General features: G+C 59.5%; 12 protein-coding genes and 1 pseudogene. 3 read left to right on the plus strand and 10 right to left on the minus strand.

The features are described from left to right. Positions 1 to 301: 301 nt before the first annotated feature. The gene (locus tag ACTIFK_RS16350; protein ID WP_439544076.1) at positions 302 to 451 is read right to left on the minus strand and encodes a hypothetical protein; all 150 of its coding nucleotides are present in this window, start codon (positions 449 to 451) and stop codon (positions 302 to 304) included. A 164-nt stretch (positions 452 to 615) separates the two neighbouring features. Between ACTIFK_RS16350 and ACTIFK_RS16355 the strand changes: the two genes are divergently transcribed. Next, on the plus strand, positions 616 to 2,391 hold the full coding sequence (locus tag ACTIFK_RS16355) for an HTTM domain-containing protein (protein WP_439544077.1): 1,776 nt from the start codon (positions 616 to 618) through the stop codon (positions 2,389 to 2,391). Between the two features lie 10 nt (positions 2,392 to 2,401). Here ACTIFK_RS16355 and ACTIFK_RS16360 read toward each other — a convergent pair whose 3' ends face one another. Beyond that, positions 2,402 to 3,622: a M20 family metallopeptidase gene (locus ACTIFK_RS16360; RefSeq protein WP_439544078.1), complete on the minus strand. Its 1,221-nt coding sequence runs from the start codon at positions 3,620 to 3,622 to the stop codon at positions 2,402 to 2,404. Between the two features lie 534 nt (positions 3,623 to 4,156). Here ACTIFK_RS16360 and ACTIFK_RS16365 point away from each other — a divergent pair. After that, positions 4,157 to 5,302, plus strand: coding sequence for an esterase/lipase family protein (locus ACTIFK_RS16365; RefSeq protein WP_439544079.1), 1,146 nt, complete (start codon positions 4,157 to 4,159; stop codon positions 5,300 to 5,302). 211 nt (positions 5,303 to 5,513) lie between these two features. Here ACTIFK_RS16365 and ACTIFK_RS16370 read toward each other — a convergent pair. The 4 genes and pseudogenes from ACTIFK_RS16370 to ACTIFK_RS16385 all read right to left on the minus strand — a co-directional run. Next, positions 5,514 to 6,158: pseudogene (locus tag ACTIFK_RS16370) on the minus strand (tyrosine-type recombinase/integrase); the annotation flags it as partial. A gap of 213 nt (positions 6,159 to 6,371) precedes the next feature. Then, complete coding sequence (locus ACTIFK_RS16375) at positions 6,372 to 7,187, minus strand: oxidoreductase (protein ID WP_439544080.1); 816 nt, start codon at positions 7,185 to 7,187, stop codon at positions 6,372 to 6,374. A gap of 51 nt (positions 7,188 to 7,238) precedes the next feature. Beyond that, on the minus strand, positions 7,239 to 10,397 hold the full coding sequence (locus ACTIFK_RS16380; protein WP_439544081.1) for an efflux RND transporter permease subunit: 3,159 nt from the start codon (positions 10,395 to 10,397) through the stop codon (positions 7,239 to 7,241). Then, positions 10,394 to 11,521, minus strand: a complete 1,128-nt coding sequence (locus tag ACTIFK_RS16385) for an efflux RND transporter periplasmic adaptor subunit (RefSeq protein WP_439544082.1) — start codon at positions 11,519 to 11,521, stop codon at positions 10,394 to 10,396. Before ACTIFK_RS16385 ends, ACTIFK_RS16380 begins: the two co-directional genes overlap by 4 nt. A 192-nt stretch (positions 11,522 to 11,713) precedes the next feature. Here ACTIFK_RS16385 and ACTIFK_RS16390 point away from each other — a divergent pair, with 192 nt between their 5' ends. Then, entirely contained in the window at positions 11,714 to 12,373 is a 660-nt protein-coding gene (locus ACTIFK_RS16390) for a TetR/AcrR family transcriptional regulator (protein WP_439544083.1), read from the plus strand. 342 nt (positions 12,374 to 12,715) lie between these two features. Here ACTIFK_RS16390 and ACTIFK_RS16395 read toward each other — a convergent pair whose 3' ends face one another. The 4 genes from ACTIFK_RS16395 to ACTIFK_RS16410 form a co-directional block, all read right to left on the minus strand. Beyond that, positions 12,716 to 13,570 (minus strand): alpha/beta fold hydrolase, encoded by an 855-nt coding sequence (locus tag ACTIFK_RS16395; protein WP_439544084.1) that lies wholly within the window; start codon positions 13,568 to 13,570, stop codon positions 12,716 to 12,718. 51 nt (positions 13,571 to 13,621) lie between these two features. Further along, positions 13,622 to 14,404, minus strand: coding sequence for a hypothetical protein (locus tag ACTIFK_RS16400; RefSeq protein WP_439544085.1), 783 nt, complete (start codon positions 14,402 to 14,404; stop codon positions 13,622 to 13,624). A 197-nt stretch (positions 14,405 to 14,601) separates the two neighbouring features. Then, positions 14,602 to 16,224, minus strand: coding sequence for an amino acid permease (locus ACTIFK_RS16405; RefSeq protein WP_439544086.1), 1,623 nt, complete (start codon positions 16,222 to 16,224; stop codon positions 14,602 to 14,604). 62 nt (positions 16,225 to 16,286) lie between these two features. Continuing rightward, positions 16,287 to 17,267, minus strand: a complete 981-nt coding sequence (locus ACTIFK_RS16410) for a metallophosphoesterase family protein (protein ID WP_439544087.1) — start codon at positions 17,265 to 17,267, stop codon at positions 16,287 to 16,289. Positions 17,268 to 17,271: the final 4 nt, after the last annotated feature.

Raw genomic sequence — 17,271 nt, forward strand, 5'->3', positions numbered from 1 at the left:
TATTTGCGGGCTCGATCCGTCGCTTATTCGCCGCTTCCGCTAGGGGTCGGAGTGTCGCCTCCCTCGCCGGAGCCACTTTCACCAGAACCACTTTCGCCCCCACCTGCGACGACGGGATCGTAGCTGAGAACCAAAACGGCCGCAGATGCGGTCAGCAGTGCCGCGAGCGCCCAGGCGACAACCGAATACTTCCTCATCGCCATGGCAAATCGACCTCACCTCAATGGTTCGAATCAACGCTTCCAACCAAACGTTTTTCTAGATGCGTCGCGGCCGTTTGGTCTGGCTCGCCGAGCCAAGCTCACTCTCCAGACGTCTGGACTTCGCCGGTTCCGCTTGTCTTGCCTTCGTCGTCAGGCCCGGCGGCAACGGGGTCGTTGCTCAGAACCAGCCCGGCAATCGACGTCGTGAGCAACGCAGCCAATACCCACGCGAGAATGGAATTCTTCATAGACATGACCCCCTTAAATTCTTGCGGAGCGAGTTTTCAGCAAAACTTGTAACTTACGATTATCATGCGTGCACAGACAGCGATAGGTCATTGCTATCTATAAATTGTGTTGTCGACTGGTTTGTCACAGCGCCGCTTCAGCGGTCATCCAAACAGGGATTGCCATGGCGGAAGATCATCAAGACTCACGATTGTTTTCAACGGACTTCCAGTCCCTGAGCCTGTTTCGCATTGTTTTTTCGATCTACCTGCTCGGGGATTTCTTTCTCATGAACGCGCCGTATTTCGGCGACTTTTATACCGACGCCGGTTTTCTGCCATTATCGTCACTCGAGGCGAACCGCGACATATCGGGCATGCCGGCCATCTATCCCGTGCTCAAGTTGCTGGAATGGCTGCAGCTTCCAGCCCTATTGCCGTACCTCTATCCCGCCGCGTTGATTGGCTTTGCACTGGGATACCGGACGCGTTGGTGCAACGGCATCGCCTTCCTCCTCTATTGTTACCTTTTCTGGCGCAATCCCTACATCAGATCGGGGGCGGAGAGCCTCGCACATCTGTTGCTGTTGTGGTGCCTTTTCCTGCCGATGAACCGATACTGGGGCGTCGATGCGGCGCTCGACAAGGGCGCGCGCAATCGCGCCTACCCTGTGCTTCCGTACATCGCGATCAAGCTGCAGGTTTGCTCGGTCTACTTTTTTGCGGCACTTTTCAAGCTGGGCGGTGCACCCTGGCGAGACGGCTTCGCGATCTCCTGGGCGCTAAGCGACAACGCATTTGGAGGTACTCCGGCGGGGCTCTATCTCGTCGAGAATGCCCCCTTCGTCCTCACGCTGGCGACCTACGCGGTGATGGCTCTCCAGCTGTCGTTTCCGCTGCTCGTATTCGCACCCTGGCGAAACGACGTCGCGCGCGCGGTTGCGTTGGGCGGTGTAGCGCTGATGCACATTGCATTCGTGTTTGCGCTGAACATCGGAGGATTTCCATTCCTTTGCTTGACGATGCTTCTGCTGTTCGTCCCCGACTCCTGGGTTGAGAAGCTCTTCCAATGGCGCAGGGAGAGACTCCGGCGCGTTTCGATCTATTTCGAGCCGGACTGCGGGTTCTGCGAGAAGACCGCGCTACTCCTGCGCGAATTCCTGCTGCCCCCGTCTACGCCTGTGCTGCCGGCATCCGCCGATCCTGAAATGCTGCGGCTTTTGCGCGAGCAAAACTCCTGGGTCGTTCGTGGCGCCGACGGCCAAGTGCATCTCAAGTGGCGCGCGGTGTCCTACGTCTTGAGCGAGAGTCTTTTGCTTTGGCCGTTGGCCTGGTTCATGGATCTAGGCTTGCTCCGGCGCTCCTTTGAACGGCTTTACGACCTCTTCGGCCGACACCGGGGGCCGCTCGGATCACTCGCCGCGTTCTTTCTGAAGTTCAGAAACGAGGCTGTACCTGGCCAGCCTGCTCTCGCTCTATGCGCTTGGTTGATGCTGCTCGCGCTCGTCGGCAACATTCATCATGCCCTGAGACCCTCGTATGACAGGCCGACGGGGCTCGATCATCTCGTGGCCGCATGGCAAGTAGGGCAGCGTTGGAGTTTGTTTGCCCCAATCCCGATACACTCCCAACATAGCTACGAGGCGATCGCGCGCACGGCCGATGGCTCGACCTTCGATATCTTGGCGTTGTCCACAAAGCCCCTCCTGTGGATGCGGGGTAAAGACGGGCTGGAATTTCCCAACCATCGCTGGCTCAAATACTTCAATCGGGTCGATAGCCTAGCCGAAAGGGATCGCGTCGCGCTAGGCCACTATCTCTGCCGGCTCGCGCGCGAAAGGAGCACCGCGACCGTTGATGTCCGGAATGTCGTTTTCACGTCGTCACGCGCGTCGTTCGTGGCGCACTTGCCAGAGAGTCCCTCACGCTCCAAAACGCACACATTCGAATGCGGCAAGTAAGGGGTCTCGACTAGGAAGCGTCGGCGCTGGTTGCAATGACGTTCTTGAGTCCGCTTGGCAATCGCGCAATGGCGAGAGCGAGCAATTGTGCCCGCGGAACAAGCGAACTCACCTCGATATACTCGTCATCTGAATGACCGTTGTGGCCAACAGGCCCGACCGAACAAAGTGTCGGGCAGCCCTGAGCCGCTGTAATGGCCGAGTCGGCGCCTCCTCCAACTGAAATGCCTTGGACGTCGAGGCCCAAAACCTGTCCTGCCATCTTGTATTCCGCCAAGAGCCAGGTTGACTCCTCGGTGATTTCGAGTGGCTCACGCTCGCTGTCGATCGTCAGCGTCGCATGAGTCCCTTCGAGGTGAGCGGTCTCGATAACCCTTCGGACTGCGGCTAGAGCCGCTTCACGGTCGTTGCAGTGGACATAGCGCAAGTCGATACGCGCAGAGGCGTAAGGGGCGATCGTGTTGACGCTCTGGCCGCCCGAGACCATGCCGACGTTGACCGTGACGCCTTTGTCGAAATCTGTGAGCGCGTGAAGGCGCACGACCTTGCGCGCCAGTTCCTCGATAGCTGAGATGCCATCTTTCGGGGCTGCGCCGGCATGGGCCGCCTTACCGAAAATTTCGACCGTCATGAATACTCCGCCTTTTCGCGCGACGACGACGATATCCTTTGTGGGCGAAGGCTCGGAGTTGAAAGCGGCCCGCGCACGCCGACCCTGAACCTCGATATAGGCGCGTGACGACGGCGACGAGATCTCCTCATCGGCGGTGATGAGTGCCACTAGCGGACCAGGATGGCCCCCGAAGCGCTTGAAAGCCGCCAGCACGAATGCGTTCATGACCAGCCCTGCCTTCATGTCCGCGACGCCAGGACCAAACGCATTGTCGCCGTCGATGCGAAAAGGCCGCCGTGTCGCCTCACCGGAGCCGAAAACCGTATCTCGGTGACCCATCAGCAGGATATCCCGCTGGTCTTGCGCGGCCGGCTGGGGGAGCAGCACGCGCATCAGTTCGCCATACGTGTCGTTTGGCGTGACCTCGATCTCGATCCCCGCTGCAGAGAAGAAGTCCCTCAGAATAGTACCTGCCGCATCGACGCCGCGCTTGTCGAAAGAGCCGGAATCCTGGTTCACCAGTCTGGCGAGCAGGTCGAGCATCGCTTGTTGCTGAGCAGCCAACCACTCGAGGACATTCTGTTGCGCGATGTCGGTCAGACGCGCGTTAGCCGCCATGGCATGCCTGCCTTTAGATCATCGCCGCCATCGTTTTCGGCGCACTCGAAGCTAGTACCGTAGGTACCTATCTCGCAAGTCGTTCGAAGGAAAATCGCGCCACGGGAATCCGTTGGGCGAAAATGTGGGTGGTGAGTGGGTCATTTCAGCTGAGGGTCAGTCGCTGCCTTGCTTGATTACGCTTGAACGTCTGATCAGCTTCGACAAGCGGACCTCGCAATCGCGTCATTTGGTCAACGTCGGTTCACCAGCGCCTATGTCTGCTTGTGGCTCATAGCCGACCTCAGCGTCTGCGCAGTCGCCTGGCTCGCGACGTCTGCATTGTAGGGTCTGTCCCTTGATATTGAGCAACTCCGGAGCGTCTTCGCTTCGGTTATCAGTAAGCTGAAATCATTGTCATTCGCCGGGTTGTGACATTGCCGCCGATAACTGCAGAGCCCGATCTCTCTCTTGCACCCCGCTCTCAGGCGGGCGAGGCTTGGAGACGACGCACAATTGGATTTAAGGTTTCTCGTGGCTATTGGGAGACTTCATATGAAACAGTCCATCACTCTTGTGCATGGAACGTTTGCCCCCGAAGCGCCATGGACCAACGAAGGGTCCTATCTTTGCCAAGCATTGCAGGTTCGCTTTACCGGTACGGCAGAAATCCATCGCTTTCAATGGACCGGAAAAAACAACCACAGACACCGTCGGCAGGCCGCCTCTGAATTAGAGGCGCACTTGACAGCTGAAGTTGAGCGGAAACCGCATTCCGATCACTTTATCATCTGCCATAGTCACGGCGGCAACATCGCCCTTATGGCACTCCGGGACCCCTCGCTACAGAGCAAAGTCGCGGCAGTTATTTGCCTCAACACACCTTTCCTCCACGCTTTTCAACGGAGCCTCTTCACAGCATTGTTTCTACCGGTCACAATCATTTTGGTAGCCAGCCTAATCATGTTCTACCCGGCCGCACTTGCCGCGACCGAAGCTTCCTGGTCGGCGGAGTTCACGCTATTGGCAGCGGGATGCTGCTTAGTCTTGCTCGCAGCTCTCCTGAATCGGCTGTTTCCAATTGATGCATTGCAGAATCTCGTGCCCAAAGTCATTGACGAATTGACGTTGCCCGCTATCAGCAACGTGCGGGTCACCTGCATCACCACAGCGAGCGACGAAGTCTTCGACGGGTTGAATGGGTTATCTGCATTCAACTCATTCCTACTGCATCTTCTTCGTCCCAGACCGCTGTTCGTAACTTTGACCGCAATCGCCGTGACGAGTTTGGCGGGCTGGCTGCCACCGTTCCCTGCGCTTGAAAGCATTCCATTCCTCGGTAGTGAGCTTGCGCGGATTCGTACTGGTAACGCGGAGACGCTGTCCGCTGCGTCAATCCTCATCTACTCTTTCGCTTCGGCAGCACTCTATGGCGCTACCCTCATCGTCGTCGTACATCTTTTCGCCTGGGCGAGGCTGAAATGGTACGGCGCTCAAGGGATCCCTCTCTATGCTGCGCCGCACGTAGCGGTGTTGACAACGCCGACCCCGGTCACTGCGGAAAGCATTCGCTTCGTGGAGATAGACGCATTTCAGCTGAGGCTGAACCATTCGGCCTCCTACACCAACCCGGAAATCGTGGCACTCGTCGTTGACTTGTTGAAGCCAGCGCCAAAACCGCCAGAGCAGGCTATGGCCTAGGTCCAAACAAACTTCATCTCGGCTTACGTGACGACCCTTCGATCTAGGATAACGTCTCAGCTGAGCTGACGTAATGTCAGTTTCTGGCCCTTTGCTGCCGTGAGCCGTTAGACAGCAGAGTCCCAACAGCCGACATCGACATCAATGCAATCGGCGACGCAACAACGCCGCCGACGTTGTCCGGAATCGGGAGAAGAGCGTCAGTCGCTAAGATATCGATCTTCTCGGCGATTTCTATCGCGTCGTCGACCTCAATGCCGAGGTACCTTACCGTGCTTTCGATCTTCGAATGCCCAAGCAGGAGTTGGACAGCTCAAAGGTTTCCGGTCCGCCGATAGATGAGCACCGCCTTTGTCCGACGCAGCGAGTGCGTACCGAACTTGGCCGGGTCGAGACCGATACTGGCGATCCACTCAAGAACCAGGCGAGCATACTGCCGCGTTGTCAGCCCACCTCTGTCGCCACGACCAGCGAATAGGAATTGACCCGGCTTGCGTCCAGTCAAGCGCAGATACTAGTCGATGGCCTGGCGTGTCTGATCGGCCAGCTCAAACCGTACCGGTCTGCCAGTTTTCTTCTGTCGGATTGTTGCGCGGTCCATCGAGTATCCGCTCGGCGCAACATCATCTACGCGAACGGCCACTACGTCACAGCCGCGAAGCTTGCTGTCGATCGCTAGGTTGAACAGAGCAAGGTCTCTTTTCTTGCCCTCGATTTGGAGCTTTGTACGGATCGACCAGACGTGGCTCGGGCGCAAGGGCGGCTTCGCGCCCACCAGTTTGCCCTTGTTCCAGGGGACGCGAGCGGGCTTGGCAGCCGGTTCAGTAGCAGTAGGTGCACTCGGATGGTCTTCCATGGTCAGTCTCCTTTTCTGAGAGACAAACCAGCATGCGCCTCCGTCCACCTAACCTGCTGATCTCACGACCGGTCTCAGCCTACTTCTTCCATTTATTGGTTACTGCCCGTCGAGTTTGACCCATAGCTGTCATCGACACCGGCGATTGCGGCTCATTCGCGAATTGATTGCCCGTTGCCGCACGAGCGGAGGTACAGACTTCCGCTTTGCTTTTTAGACCGGCAGCTCATTAAATTTCCGGATGCTCTTGTCGACCATGGATTCGGGAAGGAAACGACGCAGGAAGCGGACTTGGCCGGCCTGTTTTCCAGCCGTATATCGCCTTCTCGGCGTCGCCGTCGTTGCAGCCTTCACAACCGCATCTGCGACAATGTCGGGTGCATCTCCGGTTTCTATGAATTTCCGCATCAACGCTGCCATGCGGTCGCGAACGACTTCATAGATGGGAAGTGGTTGGTCTGGCTTCGTGATGTTTTCTTCGAAGGCCGTACGGGTAACGCCGGGCTCGACGAGTACAACACGAATTCCGAGGGTGCGAAGTTCGTGGTCGAGGGATTCAGAATAGCCTTCTATGGCGTGCTTCGTCGATGCATAGAGGGCATTGTAGGGAGCCGGGACGAGGCCTAGGACGGAACTCACGTTGATGATCCGGCCTACTCCTTGACGGTGCATCGTCGGTAACACGGCGTTCGTCATTCGGAGGACGCCGAAGACATTGACGTCGAACAGTGCCTGGGCCTGGGCAATTGAGGATTCTTCTGCGCCGCCGAGCAAACCGATGCCGGCATTGTTGACGAGGAGATCTATGCGCCCGGCCTTGGACAGCACTTCATCAACGAGCTTGGTAACGGATGCGTCATCGGTGACGTCGCAGGTCAGCATGGTGACGCCGTCGGTCCTTTCGGCGGCAGCGCGACGGCCGGTTCCGAACACGCGAAAACCCGCGTTCTGCAGGGCTTGAGCCGTCACCCGTCCAATGCCTGTGGATGCGCCCGTGACAATCGCTACGCCATTTTTAGTCTTGCTCATGGAATCGTACTCGCTCTGTTGAGGATGTCATTGTCTCGATGTGACATTCGTTCAAATGGAAGCCCCGATTATTCGACTTGATCCCAACGGTTTCTCATGTCGTGGCAACATGAGTGTCACTTCCGCACTCGGACGTCGGACCCGGAACCAAGCCGCATAGAGGGCGGGGAGGAATAGTAGCGTCAGGATTGTCGCCACCAGCAGCCCGCCCATCATGGTGATCGCCATCGGACCCCAGAACACGGACCGCGACAGTGGGATCATGGCCAGGATGGCGGCCAGCGCCGTCAGCACCAGCGGACGCGAGCGGCGCACCGTCGATTCGATGATCGCATCCCAACGCGTGAGGCCAGACGTTACGTCCGCATCAATCTGATCCACCAGAATGACGGTGTTGCGCATGATCATGCCGGCGAGGGCAATAAGTCCGAGCAGCGCCACGAAACCGAACGGCGCATTGAACGCGAGCAGCGAAAAGCTCGCGCCTATGATGCCCAAGGGCGCTGTCGAGAACACCAGAAACAGCGTCGAAAAGCTCTGCAACTGCACCATGAGAAGGGTCAGCATGACCAGGAACATCAGCGGGAATATCTTGAACAGAGCCGCATTGGCCTTGGCGCTTTCTTCTACCGCGCCGCCGACCTCGATGCGGATGCCAGGCGACAGCGTGGCGGCGATCGCGTCGATGGCCGGCTGGATCTGCGCCGTCACATCGGGAGCCTGCATGCCGGGCGCGATGTCGGACCGGACCGTCAGAACCACGTCGCGGTTGCGCCGCCACAGGATCGGCTCCTCGAACCCGTAGTGCACGCGCGCCACCTGGGTAATGGGTACCGCAGCGCCCGAGCGCGTCGGAATGGTGAGGTCTTCGAACGAGCCAAGACCCAGACGCTCATCCGGAATGGCGCGGGCGACGACCGGCACCAGCTCGATGCCTTCCTTGTACTCCGTCACCGTATAGCCGGAGAGGAGAGTTTCGAGCGTCTGCGCGATGTCCTGCGGCGTCAGACCCAGCGAGCGAGCGCGATCCTGGTCGACTTCGAGCCGGATGGATTTCTTCTGCTCGTTCCAGTCGAACTGAACGTCGCGCGTATTCGGATTGGCGCGCATGGCGATGCGCACCTTGTCGGCCACCGCGCGCACGCTGTCGCTGTCGGGCCCGAGCACGCGGAACTGCACCGGGAAGCCGACCGGCGGCCCGAAGTTCAGCCGGTCGATCCTGAGGCGAGCTTCCGGAATGACGTTGTCGGCAACAAGCCCCTCGAGGCGGGTCTTGAGCCGCTCTCGCGCCTCCGCACCCTTCGTCATCATCACGATGAGTGCGAAGTTCTCGTTCGGCAGCACTGGATTCAAGGCCAGGAAGAAGCGTGGCGAGCCTTCGCCGATATAGGTCGTGTAGTATTCGAGATCCGGGTCGCCCTTGATCAGCGCTTCCGCCTTCTTGGCGGCAACTTCCGTGACGCCGATGGAGGTGCCCTCGGGCATGCGGATCTCGATGAAGAGCTCCGGGCGCGAGGAGGTCGGAAAGAACTGCTGCTGGACTTGCGTGAACGCCGCGATGGCCGCGACGAACGCTCCAAGCGTGAACCCGATGACCACCCACCGGAAGCGCACGGACCAACCGACCGAGCGGCGGAGAGCGCGATAGAGCCGCGTGTCGTAGAGGTCGTGCGAGGTATGTGCTGCGCCGTGCTTCGCAAAGTCCGGCAGAAATTTGACGCCGATGTAGGGCGTGAAGATCACGGCCACGATCCACGACACGACAAGCGCGAGGCCGACGATCCAGAAGATGTTGCCGGCGTATTCTCCGGCGGTAGATTGCGCCAAGCCGACAGGGAGGAAGCCGGCCGCAGTCACGAGCGTGCCGGTCAGCATGGGGAAAGCGGTCGAGTCCCAGGCAAAGGCCGCGGCCTGCATGCGGTTCCAGCCTTGCTCCATTTTGACGACCATCATCTCGACGGCAATGATCGCATCGTCGACCAGCAGGCCGAGTGCGATGATGAGCGAGCCGAGGGTAATGCGGTCGAGATTGACGCCGGCGACCGACATGACGAGAAGGACGACCGCGAGCACGAGCGGCACGGACGTCGCCACCACGAGGCCGGAGCGCCATCCGAGCGAGATGAAGCTGACGACGAGCACGATGCCGAGCGCCTCGACGAATGAGCGCAGAAACTCGCTGACCGATTCTTCGACGACCTGCGGCTGATCGGTGATCTGGTCGATCTCGACACCGGTCGGCACCTGCATCTTGGCGTCTGCGATCGCTTCCTTGAGCCGCTGACCGAGCTCAAGCACGTTTGCGCCCGTGGTCATGGCGACGACCACTCCCACGGCTTCGACCCCGTTGTGGCGCACGATGCTGCTGGGCGGATCCTCATAGCCGCGCCTGACTGTGGCAATGTCGCCGAGCCGGAACGTGGTTCCGCCGGCTTCGATCGGCACCTCCGCGATGGCCGCTTCGCCTTTGAAGGCGCCGGTGACACGAACGTCGATGCGATCGGCGCTGGTCTCGACCGTGCCGGCAGCCGTCACCGCATTCTGGCGCGCGACGCTGTCGAAAATGGTCTGCGGTGTGATGCCGAGCGTCGCCAGCTTGCGATGGCTAAATTCGATGAAGATGCGCTGTTCGCGCACGCCGACGATATCGACCTTGGAAACGCCGGGCGTGCGGAGCAGACGCTGGCGCACGATCTCTGCATAGTCCTTGAGCTTAGCGAGCGACACGTCCGCGCCCGACAGCATGTAGACGGCGGAATAGACGTCGCCGTACTCGTCGTTGAAGAACGGGCCTTGCACGCCTTGCGGCAGAGTCGAGCGGCTGTCGTTGAGCTTCTTGCGCACTTGATACCAAGCGTCGTCCACGGACTTGGCCCGCGCCAGATCTTTGAGCTGGACTTGAATGACCGTGACGCCGGGACGCGTGTAGGTCTTCACGTAATCGAAGAGCTCGAGCTCCTGGAGGCGTTTCTCGAGCTTGTCTGCGACCTGATCCTGCATCTCCTCGGCGGTCGCGCCCGGCCACGCAGCCGAGATGATCATCGTCTTGATCGCAAATGTCGGATCCTCGGCGCGGCCGAGGTTAAGGTAACTCATCAGGCCTGCAATCGAGAACACGATGATAAAAAATAGCACCAAAGCCGGATGAGCGACCGCCCAGGCGGAAAGATTGCCACGCGAGACGTGCTCGGGATCTGTAGGAGCGGTCACGGCGCGACCTCCACGATGCGCACCGGAATTCCGGCGTCTAGTTTGTGCACGCCCGCCGCAACCACTTTTTGGCCGGCCGATAGTCCGCTCGCGATGATCGCGGACGTTTCGGTCCACGCGCTGACCTCGACACCGGTCTTGATCAGGCGTCCGTGAGCTTCATCGATGAGCCACACCGAAGCCTGGCCCTGGTCCTTGAATACCGCGGCCAGGGGAAGCGCGGCCCGGAGGCTGTTGCTGCGGTTGGAAAGGTGCACGGTGGCTGTCTTGCCGAGGGCGATCGTCGCATTGGGCTTCACCAGCGAATACCGGGCCTGATAGGTGCGCGTTGCCGGATCTGCCTGCGGAGATATCTCGCGCAGCTTGGCGTCATAGACGCGATCGGCGTCCGCCCAAAGCGTGACGGTTGCCGTGGCGTTAGGGTCTCCGTCTATGCGGCTTTCAGGGATCGCGACGACCGCCTCCAGCTCATCGAGACGCGCGACGCGCGCGATCATTTGCCCCGCGCTGACGACTTGCCCGACCTCGACCGGGAGCGCGGTGATGATGCCGCCTTCCGTGGCGACGAGGTCCGTATAGGCGAGCTGGTTATTCGCGAGAGCGAGCGATCTCTCAGCCCGCTCCGCGCGGCCGCGCGCTTCGTCGGCGGCGGCCTTCTTCTGATCGTAGCTGGCGTCGCTGACCCACGTCTTCTTGTTGAGCGCCGCGTAGCGGGCTTCGTCGGAGTCCGCCTGTTTGAGGTTGCTTTGCGCGGCTTTGAGCTCGGCCTCGGCAGATTCGAGCGAGAGCCGGTAGTCCGTCGCGTCGAGACGGGCGAGGGTCATGCCGGGCGTCACCGCATCGCCGATGTTGACGAAGCGCGCGACGATCTTGCCCGCGACGCGGAAGCCGAGATCGCTCTCGTAGCGCGGTTTGACGGTACCCGTGTAGGAGCGCGTGTCAGTAGAGGCGGAAAGGACCACTGTTGCGGCACGCACCGGCTGAGGCGCGGCTACATACGGCGCGCCTTCGCTTTTGCAGCCGGACAGCCCAGCGGAGAGAACCAGGAGCGCGCCGGCTCTGAAAGCGGTGCGCGCGAGGCGCGGCTGTCCATTGCTGAACCGGAATACGGATGTCGCACTCATTTAAGACCCCATCGCTGTGTCGGCCGAAGAGAACGAGCGTGTCAACTTGCAAGTTAGCGTCGCTTACTTAAGTGAGTATCACTAACTTTGCAAGCGGAAATCGGCGCGAGGAGACAAAAGTTAGGCGAGCTAACTTAAGTTAGATATGCTAACTTATTGGCTCGCCAGCCGATGGCATCGGGAAAGTTCGTTATGGCAAAAGCGCAAAAACAAACCGCCGTACGCCCAAAAAGGAGCTTCCACCACGGTGACCTTCGCGAGGCGCTGATCGCCGCGACGCGTGAGCTTCTGATCGAGCATGGCCCCGATGGCTTCACGCTGGCCGACGCTTGCCGCCGCGCCGGCGTCACCACCGCTGCGCCCTACAAGCATTTCCGCGACAAACAGGAGATCCTGGAGGAGATCGTAGCGCGAGGCTTCGAAGAATTGACGGCCGCCAATGCCAGGGCTGTTGCCGAAGGCGGGCCTGGCACGATCGCTGGTATCACGGCCATGGGCATCTCTTATCTCGAATTCGCCGTTGCCCAGCCTGCCATTTTCCGACTCATGTTCGGCCACAAATCCGAACTGAGGAAGGTCAAACAGGTCGATGAGAGCGGCAATCAGTGCTTGAAAGGCGTGATCGATGAGGTCGCAGCCTACAGCCGCAAGCACGGGCACACCGCCGACGCGGAGGCAATCGCGCTCAGGCTTTGGACGTTCGTGCACGGCGCGTCGTCACTCGAGCTCGACGGCGACTATGAACGTGTCGCGCCGGGTCTCGACGTTTACAAGCTGATCGCTGACGTAACGCCGAGACTCCTAGGTGCCGGTCAGGCAGTTCGCTCCACGGCACGCCGCAAGACGCGCTGATCTGTGGGCGCCCAGGATCTCGGGGGGGCTGCCCCGCAACGTCCGTTCCTGGCCCTTAGCGCCGGACACTCGACGGAAGCTATCGGATCACCTCGAGCCTCGACATGCTGTGGCCAGGAGGCGTGGCTGCCTCGGCAGCGTCGACGATCGGTCCCAAAAGCGGAAGTCTGACGACGATCACCGCTTGTTTGTTCCGCTTATCTATTCAGCGTCTGCTTTTGTGTGATGGTCGGTCATCGACGGCATTCGTGAGAACCACCAAAATGTCTAAGTCATCGAAATTATTGGCGCTCCGGATGAAGATAAAAACTTCTGCTTTCGCATGGAAATTTGGGTAGGCGATCAAGCCGGCGCAATGAACTTGGCGATTTCGGAGGCGAACTTTTCGGGCGTGTCGTGAGGAATCCAATGAGATGCGTTCTCGACGCGCACCAACTGAGCGTTCGGTATTTCACGCGCGAGGCGCTCGCCGTCGCGGATGGTCTGCCACGGGTCGTGAACTCCCCAGAGGCAGAGTGTCTTGGCCTGGATCTCGCCGTGGCGATCCACGAGCATGGTCGTGTGGTTGGAGTTAAGTGCGCTGGCGTTGCGGATCATCGAAATTTTACCCTCTTCGTCGTTGTAGGGCGCGACGATGCCGGCGATGAACGCGGGCGTGAGGCGGTCCGCATTGAATAACCCATCGGGCAGTCCGGAGGCGAGGAAGTCGCAGACCTCTTTCGGAGGTTTGGAACGCCAACTCGGATTGCCGAGCGCGATCATGTCGTCGATAGGCCAGGAATCGTAGGCCACGACGTTGGTCAGAACGAGCTTATCGACGCGTTCGGGATGATGGATTCCCATGATGAGCGCGACGCCGCCACCCGTGTCGTGTCCGACGATATGCGCACGATCGACCCCGAGATGATCCATGAAGCGCAAAATCATCGCCGTCTGCGCCAAAAGTGAGCGATCGAAGAAATCGCGCTTGTCGGAGTAGCCATGCCCGAGGAAATCGGGTGCGATGACGTGCGCGTGCGACGCCAGGAGCGGGATGACGTCGTGATAGAGGTATGACCAGGTTGGAATTCCATGCAGGAGGATGATCGGCGCGCCGTGGCCGGATTCGGTCCATGCGACTTTCAGCGGACGGTGACTTAGGCCTTCGAGTTCGGCGGTCTTTTGACCGCTCTGGAACGCCACGTGTGGATGCTGCACCGATTGCCTCTATCTGTCCTGGGCGTAAAGTATGCCGTGCCGTGCCGGTCCTTAGTACTGTTCCGATTTCTCCGACACTTCCTGATACCACTTGCTCCGCGTGCCAATGACCGAGCGCATTTTCCAGCCGATCGTCTTTGGCGCGCTTTCGATCTTTTGCAGGAGCTCGTCGATACGCGATCGTATCAGCTCGGCGTCGGCGGGCTTGATCGAAGGGAACTCATGAAGGTATTCGGGCACGCGCTTCATATTGGTCGTGAAGGTGTAGTAGAATCCCCAGTCCCTGCGCATCATGTCGACGATGTAATCCGTATCGATGGACTTGTGCCCCGGCTGTTGATGCGACAGCGGATGCTCGAGCATCAACACGATGGTGTCCTTGAAGTCCTTGAGGTTGATTTCAACGATCTGCATCTTCTCGAGCAGAAGATCGGTATTGCAAATCGTGGGACTGTCGATGTGTAGGCGACCCTTGAACGGGACCTTGTGACAAAAATTGAGCTCGTCGGCGAACACGTCGACGTTGAGCTTCGTATCCTTGTGCAGATAGATGTGGCGTGACCCCTCCGAGGCGACATATACGCCCTCGTCGGGCACGTATCCGCGCGCCATGAGGAACTCGCGGATGGCGCGATTCTGCGTTTTCTCCGCTCCGAAGTCGACGTCCGTGAGCACGCGTTTCATGTCCTGAAACAGGTGCAGGTTGTTCGGGCATTGCAGCCGGTAGGCAATGGATCCGAGAATGCGGAGCCGTATGCCCTTCGCCTCCGCCTCGCGCACGAGGATCAGGGCTTCATCCACAAACTCGAGATTGAGACCCGGGTCATTGCTCATCTGGTTCACATCTGCCTCCAAGAGTGCGCCGTCTTATTGAAAATGCGGATCGCGCGAGATCTCGCGTGCCCATCGTCGATCTCAGATGTGGCGGCCCGGCGTTTGGCTGGGCCGCCACATTGAGGAGGGTGACAGGGAGCGGGGAGCAATCCTCTCTCTACATCCTCGAACGGTGTAGCTTCATATGCGATCAAGGTTCATTCGATCGGGATCTCCTTGAATGCGAGCGTGACGTCGATGCCCTGCGCAGCCCGTATCATCTTCATGATGAAGTAGAAGACGAGACCGAACGCGAACACACCCCCGACAATCGCAACCTGCGCCGGGTCGTGGCCCGCCGCGACCGGATCGGAATACAGCGTCCAGAAGAAGAATTGGGATCCCAGGAAGCCGAGGAAACACGTCACCGACATGATCGGCAGGCCGAGGAACTTGCGGCCGGCAATCGGAGACTTCTCGTAGATGTGCGGCCTGAGATACGGGAAGAAGACGCCCGCCAGCAGCACCACGGACCATGCGAGAAGCGCGGCCTCGATGAAGATGACCACCTTCGAGAACCACGGCACGAACACGAATGCCGCCATTCCGAGGATGGTGACGATGCAGGTCACGATGATCGCAACGACCGGCGTATGGTGCGTCTCGGAGATCCGAGCGAGAGGAGACGGTGCGACCCGGTCGAACGCCCAGGCGACAACCGCACGAACGCCGAAGGTTTGCATCGCCGGAATCCACATCCACATCCAGAGCGCAAGCCCAAGGCTTGTGATGACGGTGATGAGAGGCGATTTCGTCAGCACGCCCGTGAGCAGAGCCACGGCCGGATCGGTCGGCGTCGTGAGACCGCCGTTAGCGCTCAGAAGGTTGAAGACGGCAGTGCCGAGGAACTCGAAACCGAAGACCTTGAGCGCGAAGTAGATCGTCGTCATCCAGAAGAGGGTGGCCAGGAGCACGGCGCCGAGCATGCCCCACTTCTGGGATTTTTCGACCGACTTGATCTCGCCGCCGATGGCGATCGAGAATGCGGCACCGATGAGCGGCAGGAACGGCCAGTTGGAGACCAGGATGGTCTGCCCCCAATCGAAGCCCTCATTGCCCCAGCCCTTCTCCTTGCCGCTGGCGATGATCGCATTGTAGGCGTCAGGCACGCCCAGAGCCGGCCCGAAGAGCTCGTTCACGTGGGCGACGAACTCCTCGCGCGTGCCCATGGCGAGCGTCGCGATCAGCAGGATCGAACTGGCCATAGCCAGTACGAAAACCCACTTGTTGACGGCCAGGAAGAAGCGCATGCCCATCGACAGAATAACGGCCGATAGCGCCAGGATCGCCGAGCCGATCGCGAAGGTGACCCAGGGTGTAAGCATCCAAGTCGATATCTCGGTGAACGTCGCCGTTCCGGTCAGCAAACCGAGCGCGGCGAACATTGGCGCGAGCGCCAACGTCACGATCCAGTAAGCGGCAATGGCGCAGTAGAAGAGCCAGGCCGTGATTTCGACCAGGCTGAGCGTGAGCGCCAGTGACGGCGGAAGGATGCGGGACGCGAAGACATAGATGCCGCCGGACCGCGGCAGCGTGACGGTCCAGGATATGAAGCCGAGCGAGATCATAGCCATGGCGATGCCGGCGATCACGCAGCCGATGAGCAGGTTGCCCATCGGGTAGAACGCAGGCCCGTAGTAGAGGATGGTGCCGACGCCGAGCCCGATGCTGACGACGCCGAGATTGTAGATGAAGGTGTCTAGCCCACTCGCTGTCCTGATTAGGCCTGAAGCCTTCCGCAGAAAGATACGTTTCTCGCCTGGTGCATCCGAAATGGACATCGACGTCTCCCTTTCCCGACCGTTGCAGCTCTCCCTTTGAGCTCTTTATTCGCTCGTTGATTTCAGCCTTGTGTGAGATTGACTGATTTCACTTCTCCATCCCGCAGTGCGATGACCGCACCCTGCAGAATTCCTTCCGGATAGACGCTGCCCGGATTGATGCAGATCGTCTTGCCGATATTGATTTTCGCGCGTCCCTCGTGGATGTGCCCATGCAGGCCAAGCAGCGGCTGATGCTGCTTGATGACGTCGACGAGCGTCTGACAGCCCGCGTGCAACTGCGCCGGCATCCCCATCTCGTAGACAACCTGCATATTCTCATCGAGTTTCGGGCACGCATCGAGCGTCGTGCCGAAGGGCGGCACGTGCACATTGAAGATGCACCGGCTCATGTCCTTGACCTGAGGAAGGAGCTCGGCGAAGCGGGCGATGTACTGATCTTCGGAGTACTCGCGCTCCGTATCCCACGGCGTCGGAGTGGAGCCGCCGCAGTAGAGCATCTGGTAGCCGCCCTTGAAGTCACAGACCTGCATCTCGTGGAAATCGAAGTGCGGCGCGCTGGTCAAAATTTCGTCGATCTCGTGGAAGTCGTCGTTGCCGGGGATGGCGACGAGCGGAATTTCAGTGCCCTTGAGTTTGTCGGCGGCGATGGCCGCCCACTCCCGGATCCGTTCGAGCACCAATGTCTTGAAAAGCGCATCCTGGGCGTTCTGGTCGCTACTGAGCCGTTGGAACTCAGCTTCCGAGATCACCGTCGGATAGAAGCCCATGTTGGCGTTACGCTTCGAGAAAGCATCAACCTCAGCCCTGCCTTTGAGGACGTGTGTTTCTCCGTGAAGAAAACTGAGAAACGTCCCGTCTGTCTGTTCGGCGATGGGGATGACGGCCTTACCCGTCAGATCCCCACCGAGGACCAAAACGTTGGCGCCATAGAATGCCGCGCTGTTGATGAACTTCTTGAAGCAGACCGTGGAGCCGTGGAGATCGGAGGCGAAGAAGATCTTCACCTCGTCGCCACCGTTAGTTTTCTTTCGCCAGAACACAGAC

This window comes from Hyphomicrobium sp. (assembly GCF_051860585.1).
In the GTDB taxonomy this organism is placed as follows: Bacteria; Pseudomonadota; Alphaproteobacteria; order Rhizobiales; family Hyphomicrobiaceae; genus Hyphomicrobium_C.

Bases quoted from the DNA above. Each gene is read 5' to 3' on its own strand.
- ACTIFK_RS16365 (WP_439544079.1), top strand. From the start codon at position 4,157: ATGAAACAGTCCATCACTCTTGTGCATGGAACGTTTGCCCCCGAAGCG.
- ACTIFK_RS16385 (WP_439544082.1), bottom strand. From the start codon at position 11,521: ATGAGTGCGACATCCGTATTCCGGTTCAGCAATGGACAGCCGCGCCTC.
- ACTIFK_RS16390 (WP_439544083.1), top strand. From the start codon at position 11,714: ATGGCAAAAGCGCAAAAACAAACCGCCGTACGCCCAAAAAGGAGCTTC.
- ACTIFK_RS16405 (WP_439544086.1), bottom strand. From the start codon at position 16,224: ATGTCCATTTCGGATGCACCAGGCGAGAAACGTATCTTTCTGCGGAAG.
- ACTIFK_RS16375 (WP_439544080.1), bottom strand. From the start codon at position 7,187: ATGAGCAAGACTAAAAATGGCGTAGCGATTGTCACGGGCGCATCCACA.
- ACTIFK_RS16400 (WP_439544085.1), bottom strand. From the start codon at position 14,404: ATGAGCAATGACCCGGGTCTCAATCTCGAGTTTGTGGATGAAGCCCTG.
- ACTIFK_RS16355 (WP_439544077.1), top strand. From the start codon at position 616: ATGGCGGAAGATCATCAAGACTCACGATTGTTTTCAACGGACTTCCAG.
- ACTIFK_RS16350 (WP_439544076.1), bottom strand. From the start codon at position 451: ATGAAGAATTCCATTCTCGCGTGGGTATTGGCTGCGTTGCTCACGACG.
- ACTIFK_RS16360 (WP_439544078.1), bottom strand. From the start codon at position 3,622: ATGGCGGCTAACGCGCGTCTGACCGACATCGCGCAACAGAATGTCCTC.